The 16,827-nt window shown below is 66.2% G+C and carries 19 protein-coding genes; 3 read left to right on the top strand and 16 right to left on the bottom strand.

The annotated features are described in order from the left end of the window. Window positions 1–173: 173 nt before the first annotated feature. The 3 genes from AGI3411_RS24870 to AGI3411_RS24860 form a co-directional block, all read right to left on the bottom strand. Window positions 174–554 carry a hypothetical protein gene (locus AGI3411_RS24870; RefSeq protein ID WP_129529985.1) on the bottom strand — a complete coding sequence of 127 codons (381 nt, stop codon included), beginning with the start codon at window positions 552–554 and terminating at the stop codon, window positions 174–176. 140 nt (window positions 555–694) lie between these two features. Continuing rightward, entirely contained in the window at window positions 695–1,051 is a 357-nt protein-coding gene (locus AGI3411_RS24865) for a DUF4148 domain-containing protein (RefSeq protein ID WP_129529984.1), read from the bottom strand. A 267-nt stretch (window positions 1,052–1,318) separates the two neighbouring features. Next, complete coding sequence (locus AGI3411_RS24860; RefSeq protein ID WP_129529996.1) at window positions 1,319–1,534, bottom strand: SlyX family protein; 216 nt, start codon at window positions 1,532–1,534, stop codon at window positions 1,319–1,321. Between the two features lie 98 nt (window positions 1,535–1,632). Between AGI3411_RS24860 and AGI3411_RS24855 the strand changes: the two genes are divergently transcribed. Then, complete coding sequence (locus AGI3411_RS24855) at window positions 1,633–3,714, top strand: TonB-dependent receptor (RefSeq protein WP_129529995.1); 2,082 nt, start codon at window positions 1,633–1,635, stop codon at window positions 3,712–3,714. On the opposite strand, the gene AGI3411_RS24850 is transcribed toward AGI3411_RS24855, so the two are convergent. The 10 genes from AGI3411_RS24850 to AGI3411_RS24805 form a co-directional block, all read right to left on the bottom strand. Continuing rightward, window positions 3,708–4,346 carry a nitrogen fixation protein NifQ gene (locus AGI3411_RS24850; protein WP_129529983.1) on the bottom strand — a complete coding sequence of 213 codons (639 nt, stop codon included), beginning with the start codon at window positions 4,344–4,346 and terminating at the stop codon, window positions 3,708–3,710. The genes AGI3411_RS24855 and AGI3411_RS24850 overlap by 7 nt on opposite strands. 189 nt (window positions 4,347–4,535) lie before the next feature. Continuing rightward, window positions 4,536–4,886, bottom strand: coding sequence for a cytochrome o ubiquinol oxidase subunit IV (gene cyoD, locus AGI3411_RS24845; RefSeq protein ID WP_129529982.1), 351 nt, complete (start codon window positions 4,884–4,886; stop codon window positions 4,536–4,538). Next, entirely contained in the window at window positions 4,886–5,500 is a 615-nt protein-coding gene (gene cyoC / locus AGI3411_RS24840) for a cytochrome o ubiquinol oxidase subunit III (RefSeq protein ID WP_129529981.1), read from the bottom strand. Before cyoC ends, cyoD begins: the two co-directional genes overlap by 1 nt. A 3-nt stretch (window positions 5,501–5,503) precedes the next feature. Beyond that, window positions 5,504–7,480 (bottom strand): cytochrome o ubiquinol oxidase subunit I, encoded by a 1,977-nt coding sequence (gene cyoB, locus AGI3411_RS24835; protein ID WP_129529980.1) that lies wholly within the window; start codon window positions 7,478–7,480, stop codon window positions 5,504–5,506. Window positions 7,481–7,482: 2 nt separating this feature from the next. Further along, window positions 7,483–8,391, bottom strand: coding sequence for a ubiquinol oxidase subunit II (gene cyoA / locus AGI3411_RS24830; protein ID WP_129529979.1), 909 nt, complete (start codon window positions 8,389–8,391; stop codon window positions 7,483–7,485). A gap of 259 nt (window positions 8,392–8,650) precedes the next feature. Continuing rightward, on the bottom strand, window positions 8,651–9,205 hold the full coding sequence (locus AGI3411_RS24825) for a response regulator transcription factor (protein WP_425265374.1): 555 nt from the start codon (window positions 9,203–9,205) through the stop codon (window positions 8,651–8,653). A 1-nt stretch (window position 9,206) separates the two neighbouring features. After that, window positions 9,207–10,400 (bottom strand): ATP-binding protein, encoded by a 1,194-nt coding sequence (locus AGI3411_RS24820; protein WP_129529978.1) that lies wholly within the window; start codon window positions 10,398–10,400, stop codon window positions 9,207–9,209. A 231-nt stretch (window positions 10,401–10,631) separates the two neighbouring features. Then, window positions 10,632–11,120, bottom strand: a complete 489-nt coding sequence (locus AGI3411_RS24815; RefSeq protein WP_129529977.1) for a copper chaperone PCu(A)C — start codon at window positions 11,118–11,120, stop codon at window positions 10,632–10,634. Between the two features lie 28 nt (window positions 11,121–11,148). Then, window positions 11,149–11,769 carry an SCO family protein gene (locus tag AGI3411_RS24810; protein ID WP_129529976.1) on the bottom strand — a complete coding sequence of 207 codons (621 nt, stop codon included), beginning with the start codon at window positions 11,767–11,769 and terminating at the stop codon, window positions 11,149–11,151. 61 nt (window positions 11,770–11,830) lie between these two features. Further along, the gene (locus AGI3411_RS24805) at window positions 11,831–12,259 is read right to left on the bottom strand and encodes a DUF2946 family protein (RefSeq protein ID WP_129529975.1); all 429 of its coding nucleotides are present in this window, start codon (window positions 12,257–12,259) and stop codon (window positions 11,831–11,833) included. A gap of 201 nt (window positions 12,260–12,460) precedes the next feature. On the opposite strand from AGI3411_RS24805, the gene AGI3411_RS24800 reads away from it, so the two are divergent. Further along, window positions 12,461–13,150 (top strand): peptidoglycan DD-metalloendopeptidase family protein, encoded by a 690-nt coding sequence (locus AGI3411_RS24800; protein WP_425265376.1) that lies wholly within the window; start codon window positions 12,461–12,463, stop codon window positions 13,148–13,150. A gap of 12 nt (window positions 13,151–13,162) precedes the next feature. Here the strand turns inward: AGI3411_RS24800 and AGI3411_RS24795 are convergent, their stop codons facing one another. The 3 genes from AGI3411_RS24795 to AGI3411_RS24785 form a co-directional block, all read right to left on the bottom strand. After that, window positions 13,163–13,933 carry an amino acid ABC transporter ATP-binding protein gene (locus AGI3411_RS24795; protein WP_129529974.1) on the bottom strand — a complete coding sequence of 257 codons (771 nt, stop codon included), beginning with the start codon at window positions 13,931–13,933 and terminating at the stop codon, window positions 13,163–13,165. Continuing rightward, a complete protein-coding gene (locus tag AGI3411_RS24790) occupies window positions 13,930–14,610 on the bottom strand; it encodes an amino acid ABC transporter permease (RefSeq protein WP_129529992.1) in 681 nt (226 codons plus the stop codon). The genes AGI3411_RS24795 and AGI3411_RS24790 overlap by 4 nt, the downstream gene beginning before the upstream one ends. A gap of 84 nt (window positions 14,611–14,694) precedes the next feature. Beyond that, complete coding sequence (locus AGI3411_RS24785) at window positions 14,695–15,477, bottom strand: amino acid ABC transporter substrate-binding protein (protein ID WP_129529973.1); 783 nt, start codon at window positions 15,475–15,477, stop codon at window positions 14,695–14,697. A 194-nt stretch (window positions 15,478–15,671) separates the two neighbouring features. Here AGI3411_RS24785 and AGI3411_RS24780 point away from each other — a divergent pair, with 194 nt between their 5' ends. Then, on the top strand, window positions 15,672–16,766 hold the full coding sequence (locus tag AGI3411_RS24780) for a P1 family peptidase (RefSeq protein WP_208748169.1): 1,095 nt from the start codon (window positions 15,672–15,674) through the stop codon (window positions 16,764–16,766). Window positions 16,767–16,827 lie beyond the last annotated feature (61 nt).

Below are 16,827 nucleotides of genomic sequence, written 5' to 3'. Positions count from 1 at the left end.
ATCCTCTTCTGCCATCACTGCCTCGGACAAGTGGATCTGAAGGCCATGAAGTAAGCTGATCAACCTGTTACCCATGTCCCCGTACACCTGTTACCTATGTCCCCGGTCCGTACAGCCAGCCCCCTTGGGGGGGGCAGCAAGCACGCAAAGCGTGCGCAGCGTGGGGGCTTTTATCAGTTGCTGCTGGCCTTCCAGGTGCCGTCCGGCTGCTTGCAGAACCAGAACTGCCATTTTTCCGTGGTGGCGGCGCGGGCGAAGTCCCCGACGAGGAAGCGGCAGGTCTGGTCGTTCTTGACCTTGCTGGTCTGGGTGGGCGTCAGTTGCACCGTGATCGGCGGGGATTTTTTACGCTGATGCGTGCTGGTCCATTCGGTGCGCTGGCCGTCGGCGGAGCTGTTCAGCGCCTGGGCCACGGCCTCGTGGAACGAGTTCCGGTCGGCTTTGGGGATCTGGGTGATGATGGCATTGTTTAGCATGACGGGCGGCGCGGCGGCCGCCGTGGCCGAGATGCCGCATGCCACGAGCAAAGAGGCAAGAACGCGGGTGGAGTTCAAGATGGGGCTCCCTGGTTTGTAGAGTCGTTGTGTGATGCCGGATCTTGAGGCGATAGTACCGTACCGCATGCGAAAGCAAAAAAGCCGCCAAACTGCTGGCGGCCAAGGTACAACAAGGGGAGGGGTAAATCTGCGCGGGCTTAGTTGGCGTGGTAGACGCCAGCGAACGGCATGTCATTGGGCTCGACGTCCGACACCAGGCCGGCGGCCTTCGCGGCGGCCAGTTCGGCGCGCACTTCGGCGCGGGTCTTGCCCGTATGGGGCGTGCCGTAGACGCCTTGGAAAGGCACGTTGTTCGGTTCGACGTCGCTGACTTGGCCGGCGGCCTTGGCGGCGGCCAGTTCGGCTTGCACCTGGGCGCGGGTCGGGCCTTCGTACGGCGTGCCGTAAACGCCCTGGAACGGGACGTTGTTGGGTTCGATGTTGGGCGAGGCGGCATAGGCGCCAGCGCTCAGCGCGGCCAGGGACATCATCAAAGCGGTAGCAAGGGTCTTCATGGTAAATCTCCGATTTCAAGAGCTTGGGAGCGAATCCGGCGGCCTATCCGTCGTGCTTCGTTGCTGTTTCCCGATGGCTCAATACTGCGCTGAATCGGAGTAGGGATAAACCCGTATATCGGTAAAAGATATTTCCATTAATGGAAAGAATGGATAATTATTTGTTTATAGCATCCATAAATGGAATCGATAGCGCGCCTCAACAGGCAGGATCACACCCGGAAATGGTTCGTTCCGGGCGGTCCGGCAAGGGGAGCGGCGGGCGCCTCAGTAGTGCGGCGGCAGCTCGTCGCGCAGGCTGCGGAAGGGGGCAGCGCCCTCGGGCGCCTGCTGGCGCAGGTCGGCCACTTCGCGCAGCAGCCGGTCTATCTGTTGCTGCTGGCGGACGATGATCTGATTGAGCTGTTCGAGCAGGTCGTCTGCGAAGCTGGCCTTGACTTCCAGTTCCAGCAGGCGGCGTTCGATGTCTTGCGAGTTATCCATGGGGGCCATTAGAACCGATTCCCGGGAGTGCGTGTCTGGCCGTGGAGGCAGGTTTGGCTGAACAAGAATGGTGGCGTTCGGGCGCGCGGCGCTGGGCTATGCAGGGATTGCTGGCGTCGGTGCCGGCGGCGGCTGCCTGGGCGCAGCCGGCCGAGCCCGAGCTGCCCGCCGTCGTGGTCACGGGGACGCGCCTGGGCGCCTCCGTGATGGACACGCCGGCGTCGGTGGACGTGGTGGAGGGCGCACAGATGCGCCGGGGCCAGCCGGGGATCAACCTGTCGGAAGGGCTGGCCGGGGTGCCCGGGCTCCAGATCCAGAACCGACAGAACTACGCGCAGGATCTGCAGATATCCAGCCGCGGCTTCGGGGCGCGTTCCACGTTCGGCGTGCGCGGCGTGCGCCTGTACGTGGACGGCATACCGGCCACCATGCCTGACGGGCAGGGGCAGACATCGAACATCGACATCGGCTCCATCGGCCAGGTCGAGGTGCTGCGCGGGCCGTTCTCCGCGTTGTATGGCAACTCTTCGGGCGGCGTGATCCAGGTGACCACCGAGGACGGCGTCGAACCGCCGTCGCTATCGGCCAGCGGCTGGGGCGGCAGTTACGGAACCTGGCGCTACGGCCTGTTGGCCAACGGCGCCTCCGGCACGGGCGCGGGCGGGCTCGACTATGTGCTGGACCTGAGCCGGTTCACCACCGACGGCTACCGCGACCACAGCGCCGCCCGCAAGAACCTGGGCAACGCCAAGCTGGGACTGCAGCTGGACGACGCCAGCCGGCTGACCCTGGTGGCCAACAGCGTCGACCTGAAGGCGCAGGATCCCCTGGGCCTGACCTACCGGCAATTCCAGGACGATCCGCGCGCCGCGCCGCTGGCCGAACAGTTCGACACGCGCAAGACGGTCAGGCAGACGCAGGGCGGGGCCGTCTACGAACGCGAGGTGGACGGCCGCAATACGCTGCGGCTGATGGTCTATTACGGCCAGCGCGACACCACGCAGTACCAGTCGATTCCACCGGCCGCGCAGATGGCGCCGTCCCAGGCGGGCGGGGTCATCGACCTGAAGCGCCAGTACGGCGGCGCGGACCTGCGCTGGACCACGGAAGTATCGGCCGCCGGCCGGCCGCTGATCCTGGTCGGCGGCTTCTCCTACGATTCCATGCGCGAAGACCGCAAGGGCTACCAGAACTTCACCGATTCGGGGGGCGATCGCCAATTGGGCGTGAAGGGCGCGCTCAGGCGCGACGAAACCAATACCGTCTACAACGCCGATCCGTACGTGCAGGCATCCTGGCAGGTTTCGGACCGGTGGACGCTCGACGCGGGCCTGCGCTACAGCACGGTGAACTTCGATTCCAACGACCATTACGCCGTACCCGGCAATGCCGACGACAGCGGCACGGCGCGCTACCGCAGGGCCTTGCCGGTGGCGGCGATCCGCTACGCCCCGGATCCCGGCTTGAGCCTTTACGCCTCGTACGGCCGCGGCTTCGAGACGCCGACGCTGAACGAACTGTCGTACCGGCCGGGCGGCGAGCCCGGCCTGAACTTCGGGCTGGCGCCCGCGCTCAGCACCAACCTGGAGGCGGGCGTGAAGGCGCGCCTGGCGGGCGGGCTCCTGACGGTGGCGGTGTTCCACGCGGGCACCGACGACGAGATTGTTTCGGCGGGTAGCTCGGGCGGGCGGACCAGCTACCAGAATGCTGGGCGCACCCGGCGCGACGGCGTGGAACTGGGATGGTCCGGCGAATTCGCTCGCCATGGACGCGCGCAGATCGCCTATACATGGCTGAACGCCCGCTATGCCGACGACGGGCCGGGCGATATCCGCGCCGGCAACCGCATCCCCGGCATTGCGCGCCAGGCGGCATACGCTGCGCTGGCCTGGGCGCCGCCCGAAGGATGGCAGGCGTCGGTGGAGGGGCGCCTGCTGAGCAAGGTCTACGTCAACGACGCCAACGACGGCGACGCGCCTGGCTACTTCGTGGCGGCGCTGAGCGCGGGCTATGTGAAGAAACGGGGGCCGTGGGAGCTTAGCGCCTATGCCCGTGTGGACAATCTGTTCGACCGCCGCTACGCGGGCTCGGTAATTGTCAACGAGGCCAACGGGCGCTACTACGAACCGGCCGCGGGGCGCAGCCTGGGCGCGGGCGTCGGCGTGACCTACCGCTACTGACGCGGGGCCTCGGGCGGGTAGCAGACGGCATGGTCCTCGCAGTCCGGACAGCCCGGCGCCGCAGCGGGCGGCAGGCCCGCGTGTTCGTGGGCGGAGTAGGCCAGGAACTGTTTCCAGCGCAGGTTGCGCACGTTGCGCGCCGCCAGGCCGGGATAGTGGCGCGCCAGCAAAGCGGTGATGTCTTCCCGGCCGGACAGGCCCAGGTCGCGCCATAAGTGGTCGGGCCGCAGACAGGCGTGCGCCAGCACGCCGGTGACCCACGGCGTGGTGTCCGTTTCCGGCACGCGCCAGGCGTCCAGCAGCGCGCGCAGCAATCGGGTGAATTCCACCAGGGCGCTGTCCAGGCCCGAGGCCGCGTAGGCGGCGCGTTGCTCGCGCAGCGTGGCCAGCGCGATGTCGTGGGCGGCCGGAGCGCCCGGAAACAGACGGGCCAGCAGCCGGTCCAGTTCCCGGGGCGACAGGCCGCAGCGTCCCAGGTCGCCGTGCGCCAGGCTCATGCCCAGGACCGTCGCGAAGAAGCCCGCGTCGGGATGCCCTGGCGGCGCGTAGCGCAGCAGCGCGCGGGCCAGTCGTTCGGTGGCGCCTGCGCGGTCGGACGGGGTGTCGGGATGGGCGTTCGGAACGGCGTGCATGGGCGGACGGCGGCTGCCGCTTGAAAATTGATGTGTTAATCAAATCGCTGTATAGCGAAATATATAACGAAATTGCCTCTTTCTCTTTGGCCGCGCGCAAATTCTGGCCGGGATACCCGCCGGCGGCCGCGGCAAAAACGAAAAAAGGCGCCCGAAGGCGCCTTTTCCTGCTTCAACGGCAAGCCGTCATTACATGGCGTGACCCATGTTGACGTTCATGTTGTACAGCACCCAGGCGGAGCCGCCGACGATGATGGAGATGATCATCAAGGTGAAGACGAACGTGGCCAGGTTGTCGCGGGCCGACTTCGATGCGCCCATGTGCAGGAAGTACACCAGCTGCACCAGCAGCTGGAGCACGCACAGCGCCACCACGCCGATGATCGTGGCGGTGTGGGACAGCGCGCCGTTCATCACCAGGCCGAAAGAGCCGAAGGTGAGAAGCAGCGAGAGCACGAAACCGATGATGTAGGACTTCAGGCTGCCGTGGTCGGCGGCGTGATCGTCGTGGCCGTGTGCGGCCGCAGCGGAGTGCGACATCAGAGGGCTCCCAGAAGATAGACGAAGGTGAAGACGCAGATCCAGACGATGTCCAGGAAGTGCCAGAACAGGCTCAGGCACGCCAGGCGACGCTTGTTGATCGAATCCAGGCCATGGCGGCGGATCATGTCCAGCAGGACGATGATCCAGATCAGGCCGAAGGTGACGTGCAGGCCGTGCGTGCCGATCAGCGTGAAGAACGCCGACAGGTACGCGCTGCGGCCCGGGCCCGCGCCTTCGGTGATCAAGTGATGGAATTCATAGACTTCCATCGCGATGAAGCCCGCGCCGAACAGGAACGTCACCATCAACCAGCCCATTGCACGGCTCTTGTTGTTGGCGTGCACGTTCAGGTTGGCCATGCCGAAGGTGAAGCTGGAGAACAGCAGCAACAGCGTTTCGACCAGCACGAACTTCAGGTCGAACAGTTCCTTGCCGGTCGGGCCGCCCGCGGTGGCGTTGGACAACACCGCGAACGTGGCGAACAGCACCGAAAAGATCAGCAAGTCGCTCATCAGATAGACCCAGAAACCGAATACGGTCTTGGATCCATCGTCGTGATGCGCGTGATCGTCGTGACCCGCGTGGGGGTGGGTGGCTACGGCTTGAATCATGGCTCAGGCGGCCTTCTGCATTTTGTCAAAGTGAGCGTTTTCGATGCGTTCGACTTCCGCGGCCGGGACCCAGTAGTCGACGTCGCGGTCATAGGCGCGGACGATGAACGAACCGATCATGCCGACGAAACCGACGATGGACAGCCACCAGATGTGCCAGATCAGGGCAAAGCACATGACCAGGCCAAAGGCGCCGATGAATACGCCCGCGGCGGTGTTCTTCGGCATGTGGATGTCTTCGTACTTGGCCGGGCGCTTGTACGCCTTGCCGCTTTGCTTGTCTTCCCAGAACTGGTCCAGTTCATCGACGTGAGGAACGTGGGCGAAGTTGTAGAAAGGAGCCGGCGACGAGATCGACCATTCCAGCGTGCGGCCATCCCAGGGATCGCCGGTGACGTCCTGGTTTTGCTTGCGCTGGCGGACGGACACGAACACTTGCTGCAGCAAGAACCAGATGCCCAGCATGATCAGCGCGGCGCCGGCGAGGGCGACGAGCAGGTACGGCTGCCATTCCGGGTTGTCGTAGTGGTTCAGGCGGCGCGTCATGCCCTTGAAGCCCAGGATGTACAGAGGCATGAAGGCCATGAAGAAGCCGACGAACCAGCAGTAGAACGAGTAGCGGCCCAGACGCTCGTTCAGCGTGAAGCCGAACGCCTTCGGGAACCAGTAGGTCATGCCCGCGATGCAGCCGAACACCACGCCACCGATGATGGTGTTGTGGAAGTGGGCGATCAGGAACAGGCTGTTGTGCAGCACGAAGGACACGCCGGGGATGGCCAGCATCACGCCGGTCATGCCGCCGATGACGAAGACGATCATGAAGCCCAGCGTCCACAGCACCGGAGTCGTGATGCGCAGGCGGCCGCGGTAGATGGTGAACAGCCAGTTGAAAATCTTGGCCCCGGTCGGGATCGAGATGATCATTGTCGCGATGCCGAAGAAGGCATTGACGTTGGCTCCCGCACCCATGGTGAAGAAGTGGTGCAGCCAGACCAGGAACGACAGCACGCCGATGGCGGCCGTGGCGTAGACCATGGACTTGTAGCCGAACAGGGTCTTGCGGGCGAAGGTGGCGACGATTTCCGAGTACACGCCGAACGCCGGCAGCACCAGGATGTAGACCTCGGGGTGGCCCCAGATCCAGATCAGGTTCACGTACATCATGACGTTGCCGCCCATGTCGTTCGTGAAGAAGTGCGTGCCCAGGTAGCGGTCCATCGTCAGCAGCGCGAGCGTTGCGGCCAGCACGGGGAAGGCGGCGACGATCAGAACGTTGGTAACCAGCGAGGTCCAGGTGAAGATCGGCATCTTCATCAGGCTCATGCCCGGCGCGCGCATGCGCAGGATGGTCACGATGAAGTTGATGCCGCTAAGCGTGGTGCCCAACCCGGATATCTGGAGCGCCCAGATGTAGTAGTCCACCCCCACGCTCGGGCTGTAGTCCAGCCCGGAGAGCGGCGGATAGGCGAGCCAGCCGGTCGCGGCGAATTCACCGACGAACAGCGAGATCATCATCAGCGCGACGCCGGCGCCGAACAGCCAGAAGCTCAGCGAGTTCAGGAACGGGTAGGCCACGTCGCGGGCGCCGATCTGCAGCGGCACCACGAGGTTCATCAGCCCGGTGATGAAGGGCATCGCCATGAAGAAAATCATGATGACGCCGTGGGCGGTGAAGATCTGGTCGTAGTGGTGGGGCGGCAGGAAGCCGGCGGAGTCGGCGGAAGCGACCGCCAGCTGGGTACGCATCATGATGGCGTCGGCGAAGCCGCGCAGCAGCATGATCAGGGCGACGATGATGTACATCACGCCGATACGCTTGTGGTCGACCGAGGTCAGCCATTCCGTCCAGAGATACTTCCACTTGCGGAAGTAGGTGATGGCGCCGAAGACCGCTAGGCCTCCCAGGCACACGGCGGCCAGCGTAACCATGACGATGGGTTCATGGTACGGAATGGCCTCGAGGGTGAGTTTCCCGAGCATTGTTAGTTAATTCCTGCGATCAGATTGTTCGACGTGGGGGTGCACGTGGCGGAGTCCACGCCGGCCATCTTGGTCATGGTGCTGCCAAGAATGAAATCAAACATGGCGGGGGGCGCCGAGGAGTACTTGACGACCGCGTTGTGTTCGCTGCGCTTGGTCAGCTCCGCATAGACCTCGGGGGTCAGCGCGGTCGGGGCCGCCTTGGCTTCCTTGACCCAGTTGTCGAACCCTTCCTGCGGCATGGCGATGGCCTTGAAGCGCATGCCGGAGAAGCCGGCGCCGCTGTAGTTGGCCGAGATGCCCGCATAGGTGCCGGCTTCGCGCGCGTTCAGGTGCAGCTTGGTCTCCATGCCAGCCATCGAGTAGATCTGGCTGCCCAGCTGGGGGATGAAGAACGAGTTCATGACCGTGGCCGAGGTGATCCGGAAGTTGACCGGAACATCGACGGGGAAGGCGATCTCGTTGACCGTGGCGATGTCGTACTCGGGGTAGATGAACAGCCACTTCCAATCCAGCGAAACCACCTCGATGGTCACCGGCTTGTGTTCGGACACGAGCGGCTTGTAGGGATCCAGCGCATGCGTCGAGCGCCAGGTGATCACGGCCAGGATGGCCACGATGATACAAGGGATGGTCCAGACCACGACTTCGATCGCCGTGGAGTGGGCCCACTTGGGCTGGTAGTCAGCTTTGGTGTTGGATGCGCGGTATTTCCAGGCAAAGGCCAGGATCATGACAATGACCGGAATCACGACGATGAGCATCAGCCCGGTCGTCGTGAACAGCAAAGTCCTTTCCTGGATGCCGATATCTCCCTTGGGGGAGAGGATTTCCATGTTGCAGCCGCCAAGCAGCATGACCGCGCCGACGCTGAGAATGCGCGTAAGGGTCGCAAGGAGGGGGTGTTTCACGTACAGCCTTGGATGGAAGGTGGAAAATGCTGCATAGCAGCAAGCGGAAGTGCTGCTAGGCAGCAACGTCCATCCTATCGGCTTGATTTGGGTCAAGCATGCGACGAATGGTCGCATTGCCTGGGAGGATTCCGCCCCAAGAGGAGCAGATTCAGGGTTTTCCTAGGGGGGGGCACAGGAAGGGGGGAGGTTCCCGGGTGCGACGATATGTCGCACTCGCACATGCGGGGTGTGCGACGTTTTGTCGCATCCGCACAAATCAATCCACCAGCATTTCGCGTTCCGGCCCCGGCTTCTTGGCCAGCTTGCGCTGCAGGGAGCGCCGGTGCATGCCCAGCAGGCGAGCGGCGGCCGAGACGTTGCCGCCGGTCTCGTGCAGTGCCTGATGGATGTGTTCCCATTCTAGGCGGTGCAGGGGCGTCATGGTGGTTTCGATCGTAACGGATTCCGGCTTCACCAGACCCAGGGTGCGCAGGATCATCGGCGCAGTGGCCGGCTTGGGCAGGTAATCGTCTGCGCCGCGCTTGATGGCCTCGACGGCGGTGGCCACGCTGGCGTAGCCGGTAACCAGCAGGATCCGCATGTCCGGGCGCAGGGCGCGCAACGGACGGATCAGGGTCAGGCCGGAGTCCTCGCCCAGCCGCAGGTCCACCAGAGCGAAGGCGGGGCGGATCTCCTCGGCCACGCGCAGGGCCTCCGCGATGCCGGTGGCGGTGCGGGTTTCCAGGCCGCGCCGCGACAGGCTGCGCTGCAGCGTGCGCACGTAAAGCTCGTCGTCGTCGATCAGCAGGCCCAGGTCGGTTGGATTCAGCATATCAGGTCCCGAGGGGGAGATAAAAGCGGATGCGGGTGCCGCCCCCGTCCGCCGGAGTCATCGTCATTTCGCCTCCCAGCTGTTCGACCGTGGCGTGCGACAGCGCCAGGCCCACGCCCAGCCCTCCCGGCTTGCCGCTATTGAACAGGCTGGTGGCCGGCAGCAGGGTATGGTCGGGGTCGAAGCCCCGGCCGTAGTCCCGGACTTCGCCGCGCAAGGCGCCATAGCCATATTCCAGATGCAGGTCTACGCGCGGCGCGTTGGCGGACTCGCCCGCGTCCGCCGCATTGTTCAGGAGCGCCTGCAATAGATGGGCGATGGCCGGATCGACCCGCAGGCTGCTGGGGAGGGCGCCCGAGCGCTGCAAATCGATGGTCGGTCGGATCAGGCGCCATTGTCCCACCACGCGGACCAGGTCCACCGCGGTTGGGACCGCCAGATTGCGGATACGTTCCCGGCACAGGGCCAGCAGCTGGCTGAGCGTGGATACGTCGGCGCGCAGGTCGTCATCCTTGACCTCGGCGGCGATCTCGTCGGCCAGCAGCGTCATGGTCGCCAGCGGGGTGTTCAGCTCATGCGCCATGGCCGCCGCGTGGGTGGCCAGCGCGACGATGCCTTCGTTGCGGGTGAAGCGCTCGCGCAGCCTGGCCAGTTCGCGCTCGCGCGCGCGCAGGTCCGAGGCCAGCCGGGTCGAGAACACCAGCACCACCACGACGGAAATCAGGAAATTGGCGCCCATGCCCCACAGCAGCAGGTTGTGGGTGTCCACCTCGCCGCGTAGCGGCTGGCCGAAGATGGCGGCGGCCGCGTAGCCGGATATTCCCGCCACGGCCGCCGCCAGCGCCCAGTTGCGCGGCAGCGCCAGGGCCGCCAGCGCGGTCAGGATCAGGAACATCATCCCGAATGGGTTATTGATGCCGCCGCTCCAGCCCACCATCCAGGCAAGCACCGCCATGTCCACGAACAGATGGCCGAACGCCGTGGCGTGGGAGAGATCGCGGCGGTGGCGCAGCCGCAGGCTGGCATAGACGTTGAACCCGATCAGCGCGCCCACGCCCAGCCATAGCGGCTCGAGCGGCAGGGCAAGGCCCAGCGCGCCGCTGGCCAGCAGGATGGTGGCGGCCTGGCCCGCGATGGCGAGCCAGCGCAGGCTGCAGAGGGTACGCAGGAAGGAAAAGGCGGAACTACCGGGCATATCCAGATACAGAGGGGCCGGCCAGCCGGCCGGCGGATCAAGCGCCCGGGTGCGCGGAACGCTGGCATCCGGGGCGCGGCGCGCCAGGCGCCGGCGGCCGGCGCGCTCAAGGGGGCGCCGGCGTCGGATGTGCAGGCATTGTATGGCGAATCAGGGAGAGCCGCCTGCGGGTGGAGGCACGAGAGTGTCCCTAATATTCAAGCTGCCGCGTCAGTGGATGGCCAAGGCGCCTCAGTGCCCATGGCCGGCCGCGGGCGCGGCGGCGTTCAGGGGGCGCGCCACCGCGTCCACGGCGATGCGCCGCTGCTGCCGCCTGGTGTCCTCGACGACCAGCGTCAGCGCGACATGTTCGCCCGGCGCGATCTGGCGGGCCAGATCGATCAGCATCACGTGGTAGCTGCCGGGCTTGAGTTCGACCGCCTGGCCGGCCGGCAGGTCGATGCCCGGGACCTGGCGCATCTTCATCACGTTGTCCTGCATGGCCATTTCGTGGATCTCCACGTGCTTGGCGGCCTGCGATTCCACGGCGACGAGCCGGCCCGGCGCGGCGGAGGTCAGGCGCATGAAGACGCCGGTGGCGTGCTGGTTGGGCGCGGTGGCGCGGACCCAGGGGTCTTCCACCGACACGGAGGCGTCCTGGGCGAAGGCGGCAGGCGCGGCGCCGGCGAATACGCACAGGGCGAAGGCGGCGGCAAGGGACTTGATCGCGGTTTTTTTCATGACGGATTCCTTTTCGATGATGACGGTGTCAGAGCACGGTGCGCAGATCGTCCGCGCATTCCTGCGCGCTCTGCTGGTGGCGCAGGGCGATGCGCAGCTTGCCCTGGGCGTCGATGACGTAGGTCAGCGCGGTGTGGTCCATGGTGTAGGACGAGCCGGTGGGGACCTTCTGGTAGAACACCTTGAACGATTGGGCCGCGGCGCGCGTCTGTTCCGCATCGCCGCGCAGGCCGATGAACCCGGGATCGAAGGCCTGGGTATAGGCGCGCAGGATCTCGGGCGTGTCGCGTTCGGGGTCGACCGTGATGAACAGCACGCGCAGCTTGTCGGCGTCCGTACCCAGCAGGCCCTTGATCTCGACGGCGCGCGTGAGCGCCGTGGGGCAGATGTCGGGGCACTGCGTGAAACCGAAGAACAGCATCACCGGATGGCCCCGGTAGTCGGCCAGCCGGCGTGTCTGGCCATCGGTGTCCTGCAACTGGAAATCGCCGTCCGTCATGCCGGACAGGTCCATGCCGTGCAGTTTCGGGGCATCGGGGCCGCAGCCCGCGAGGGCGAGCAGGGCAAGGGAAGACAACAGCAGGCGGCGCCGGGGATCGGGCGCGTGCGTCGGCGCGCCGGCGGGCGCGCGCAGGATGGGAGAGTGCATGAAAACCTCGTCGGTTGACGTATCGGCAGGGCGCGCGGCGGGGCCGCGCGGTCAGGCGGAGTCAGGCGAGGGAGGAGGGCGGGGCGCGCGAACCGAGCGGCGGGCCATGGGCGCCTTGCGAAGGCAGGGCGCCGTGGGCGGGCTTGAGCGGCACGTGCCGGCCGGCCGCCAGCACGAGGAGGGTGGGTGTGGAGACGGGCGCGGGCGTCAGGTGCGCCAGCAGGCCAAAGGGACATTGCGCGCCGGCGCCGGCGGCATCGTGGCCGGCCTTGCCCTTGCCGCTGGACGGCAGCACCAGTTCGAACGACGACAGATCGCCGGCGGCGGAGCAGAACGTGACTTCCAGGCGGCCGTCATGCAGCGCGCGGGCGTCGGGCATGTAGCCCGCTGGAACCAGCGCGCGCAGCGTCAGCGCCAGAAGCGCCAGCCATAGCACGGCCTGGACGCGCGCGGCGCTTCCGAGGTGCTGGAGGCGGATCTGGCTAGGCATGGCTGGCATTCTACCCGCGCGGACCCGCCCCGGCATCCGGCGCGGAACGGCGAAAATCTTGGTACCCTTGAACGCACTTCATACCGACCTTCGATTTCAGTGCCCCAGGTTTCAGTGCTTTCCTCGACCTCCCCGATCTTGCTCGCTCCTGTCACGCGTCATGCCGCACCGGCCCTCGGCGCCAGCCGGGCAAGCACGCCCTTGCGCCGCTGGGCCGGCATCCTGGGGGTCGCGCTGCTGGTCCTGCTGTCCGCTTGCGGCACCACCAAGGTCCAACCGGGCTACTACCGCGTGCAGTCGGGCGATACGCTGACCCAGATCGCGCGCAAGCAGGGCGCGAGCGTGAGCGACCTGGTGCGCTGGAACAAATTGTCGAACGCCAATGCCATCGAGGTCGGGCAGGTGCTGCGGGTCGATCCGCCCGCCGGCCAGGCGCGCGCGTCCACGCCCAGCAAGGCCAGGAGCAAAGCGCAGTCTTCGTCGAAGTCCTCGTCCTCGGCGCGGCGGCGCACGGCGCCGCCGGGCGCGATCTCGCTGGTGTGGCCCGCCCAGGGCAAGGTCACGCGCGGCTACGACGGTTCCGGTTCCAACGGCATCGTCATCAGCAACGCCTCGGGCACGCCGGTGGTGGCGGCGGCGCCGGGCACCGTGGCCTATTCGGGCAGCGGCCTGCGCGGCTATGGCCATCTGGTGATCGTGAAGCACAACGCCAGCTTCCTCAGCATCTACGCCCACAACAGCAAACTGCTGGTCAAGGAAGGGCAGCGCGTGAGCCAGGGGCAGAAGATCGCCGAAATGGGCAACAGCGACAGCAAGCAGGTGGGCCTGTATTTCGAACTGCGCTACGACGGCCAGGCCGTCGACCCGGCGGGATCGCTGCCGCCGAAATAGCGCCGGCCGCTATCAGGCGCCGGGAAGGGAATGTGCCGCTTCCTGCGTCAGGGTCGAGATGAACGACGCGGTGCGTGGATCGGTGGGCTGCGTGAACAAGGTCCGGGAGTCGCCGGATTCGACCACGGTGCCGTCCAGCAGGAACACCACTTCGCGCGACACGCTGGCCGCCAGGCGCAGATCGTGCGTGGCCATCAGCATCGTCATGCCTTCCGCCGCCAGCTGGCGCAGCACGTCCACGACCTCCGCCGCCAGGCCGGGGTCCAGCGCCGAGGTCGGTTCGTCGCAGAGCAGCACGCGGGGCGCGGGCGCCAGCGCGCGGGCGATGGCCACACGCTGCTGCTGGCCGCCCGACAGGTTGGCGGGCCAGGCGTCCGCCTTTTCCAGCATGCCGACCTTGCGCAGCAACTCTTCGGCCCGGACCCGGGCGCGGTCGGCGGGCCACTTCTGCACCGTCAGCAAGCCTTCCATGACGTTGCCGATCACGGTCTGGTGCGGGAACAGCTGGAAATTCTGGAACACCATGCCGGTCTGCATGCGCACGCGCTGGATCTGGTCGCGGGCAAGCTTGCGGCCCGGTTCGAACGCGACGGTTTCCGGCCCGATGACGAGCGTGCCGCGGTCGGGGACTTCCAGCAGGTTCACGCAGCGCAGCAGGGTGCTCTTGCCGCTGCCGGATGGCCCGATCAGGGCGGTGACGCTGCCTTCGGCGATGCTCACGTCAACCTGCTTGAGCACGGGATTGCCGCCGAACGCCTTTTCTATCTTCTCTAGGCGGATCATCGGTTTTTCTCGGAAAACACCGCATGCTGGCCGAAGCGCCTTTCCAGGCGGACCTGGGCGGCGGACAGGACGGAACTGAACACCAGGTAGATCAGCGCGGCCTCGGTGTAGAGGATCAGCGGCTCATAGGTGACCGCGGCAATGCGCTGCGCGGCCTGGAAAATCTCGGGCACGGTCAGGACCGCGGCCAGGGACGTGTCTTTCACCAGCGCGATGAACGAGTTGGACAGGGGCGGCACGGCGACGCGGGCCGCCTGTGGCAGGACGGTGCGGCGCAGCGCCTGGCCGCGCGTCATGCTCAGCGAATAGGCGGCCTCCCATTGGCCCCGGCTGATGGACTCGATGGCGCCGCGGATGACTTCCGAGTTGTAGGCGCCCACATTGAGCGTGAAGCCGATCAGCGCCGCGGGCAGGGGATCCAGCACGATGCCCGCGCTGGGCAGCCCATAGAAGATCACGAACAGCTGGACCAGCAGCGGCGTGCCGCGGATGAGCCAGACGTAAAAGCGCGCCACGGCCACCAGCGGCGCGGGGCCGAACAGCCGTATCAGCGCGACCACGAAGGCCAGCGCCAGGCCCAGCACGAAGGACATCAGCGTCAGCGGGACCGTGAACATCAGCCCCGCCTTCAGCAAGGGCCAGAACGAATCCGCCATGAGCTGCACCCAGGATGGCACCGCCCACTCGCCGGCTTGCGCCAGCAGCCAATCGGGCAGGAGGGCTTGCAACCAGGGAGGTGGCGTCATAGGGGCTCCAGCCGCTTATTGCGTCGACAGGTCCGTGCCGAAGTATTTGACCGAGATGGTTTTGTAGGTGCCGTCGGCCTTGATGTCGGCCAGCGCCTTGTTGATGGCGGCTTGCAGTTCGGGGTTGCCCTTGCGGATCAGCACGCCCGAGTTGCTGAACTCGGCCGTCTTGTCGGTGGCGGCGATCTTGACGCGGGCGTTGGGCTTTTGCTTCTTGAAGTCGAGGAACGACAGGTTGTCGTTCACGGTGGCCTCGACGCGGCCCGAGGTGAGCAGGTCGATGGCCTCGTTGAAGCCCTGCACGGCAATGACTTCCGCGCCATGGCTTTGCGCCAGCTTGCCGAAGTTGCTGGTCAGCGTATTGGCGGACTTCTTGCCCTTGAGATCGTCGAAGGACTTGATGCTGGTGTTGTCTTCGCGCACGATCAGCACGGCGGCCGAGGAAATGTACGGATCGGAAAAGTCGTACTTGGCGCGGCGGGCGTCGGTGATGCCCACCTGGTTGATCACGGCGTCGTAGCGCTTGGCGTCCAGCCCGGCGATCAGCCCGTCCCACTTGCCTTCCACGAATTGGGCCTTCACGCCCAGGCGTTCGGCGATGGCGCGGCCGATGTCCACGTCAAAACCGGTAAGCTGCCCGGATGCGTCGTGGAAGGTGAAGGGGGCGTAGGTGCCTTCGGTGCCGATCTTGAACACGCCCGCGGATTTGATTTGCTCCAGGCCGGATTGGGCATGGGCGGCGGATAGCGCGGCGACCTGGATAAGGCCGGCGGCAAACAGCGTACGAAAGCGTTTCATGGCAATGCTCCACGGGTGGCAGAAATCACTGTGGAGAGCATGCGGGCCTGCGATGCCCTCCGGCGTAGCCGCACTCTAACAACGCGCCTATTTTTCCACAAAGCATAAGGAATAGTAAAAATATAGCGGCAAGTCATATGGCATCACCCACACCCCGGTGCGGCACGGCCGGGGTTCATTCATGCATGACCTTGATGGAGATCGGTGTGGAACAGCGATGGAACAGGCGGGCTTTCATGGTGGCCGCCGCGGGCGCGGCAGCCGCCGCGGGCGCGATGCCGGCCCAGGCCCAGGGCGCCAATGGGTCGAGGCTGATACCGGGCGGCGGCAGCATCACGGACGTGGCGGGCCTGCGCGTGGGCCACTACACCGATACGCGCCGCCCGACGGGCTGCACGGTCATCATCGCCGAAGCCGGCGCGACGGGCGGCGTCGATGTGCGCGGCGCGGCGCCCGGCACCCGCGAAACGGACCTGCTCAATCCCGTGAACATGGTGGAAAAGGTGCATGCCGTTATGCTGGCCGGCGGCAGCGCGTTCGGCCTGGACGCGGCCTCCGGCGTCATGCGCTACCTGGAAGAAAAGAAAATCGGCTTCGACGTGGGCGTGGCGCACGTGCCCATCGTGCCATCGGCCATCCTGTTCGACCTGGGCGTGGGCGATGCGTCGATCCGGCCCGACGCGGCCGCGGGCTACCAGGCCTGCAAGTCCGCCACCGCCGACGCGCCGCAGGAGGGCAACGTCGGCGCGGGGGCGGGCGCGACGGTAGGCAAGCTGTATGGCCCCAAGCGCGCCATGAAGGGCGGCATCGGCACCGCGTCGCTGACCGTGGCGGGCGTGACCGTGGGCGCCATCGTGGCGGTCAACGCGGTGGGAGACGTGCTGGACCCGTCTACCGGCCGCATCCTTGCCGGCGCGCGCACCGCCGACGGCAAGATGCTGCTGGACACCCGCGCCGCCATTCTGGCCGGCGACCTGCCCAAATCGATGCGCGCAGGCGCCGCGACCACGATCGGCGTCGTCGCCACCGATGCCCGGCTTACCAAGGCGCAGGCGCAGAAGATCGCGGGCATGGCGCATGACGGCCTGGCCCGCACGATCAACCCGATCCACACCATGCTCGACGGCGACACCCTCTTCGCGCTCGGCACGGGCGCCTCCGGCAAGGCCGCCAACGTCATGTTGCTGGGCGTGATGGCGGCCGAGGCCATGGCGATCGCGGTGCAGCGCGCCATTCTGTCGGCGCGCGCGCTGGAAGGCTATCCGGCCGCGGTGGACTTCATCGCCTGACCGGGCCCCGCCGCCACATTGACCCGGGGCTGTCACAGAACGGGTCCATGATGGAAGGCGC

The organism is Achromobacter agilis (genome assembly GCF_900496965.1).
Classification (GTDB): Bacteria; Pseudomonadota; Gammaproteobacteria; order Burkholderiales; family Burkholderiaceae_B; genus Achromobacter; species Achromobacter agilis.
Note: the sequence above shows the minus strand (reverse complement) of the source record. Positions and strands in the feature narration are given on the sequence as shown.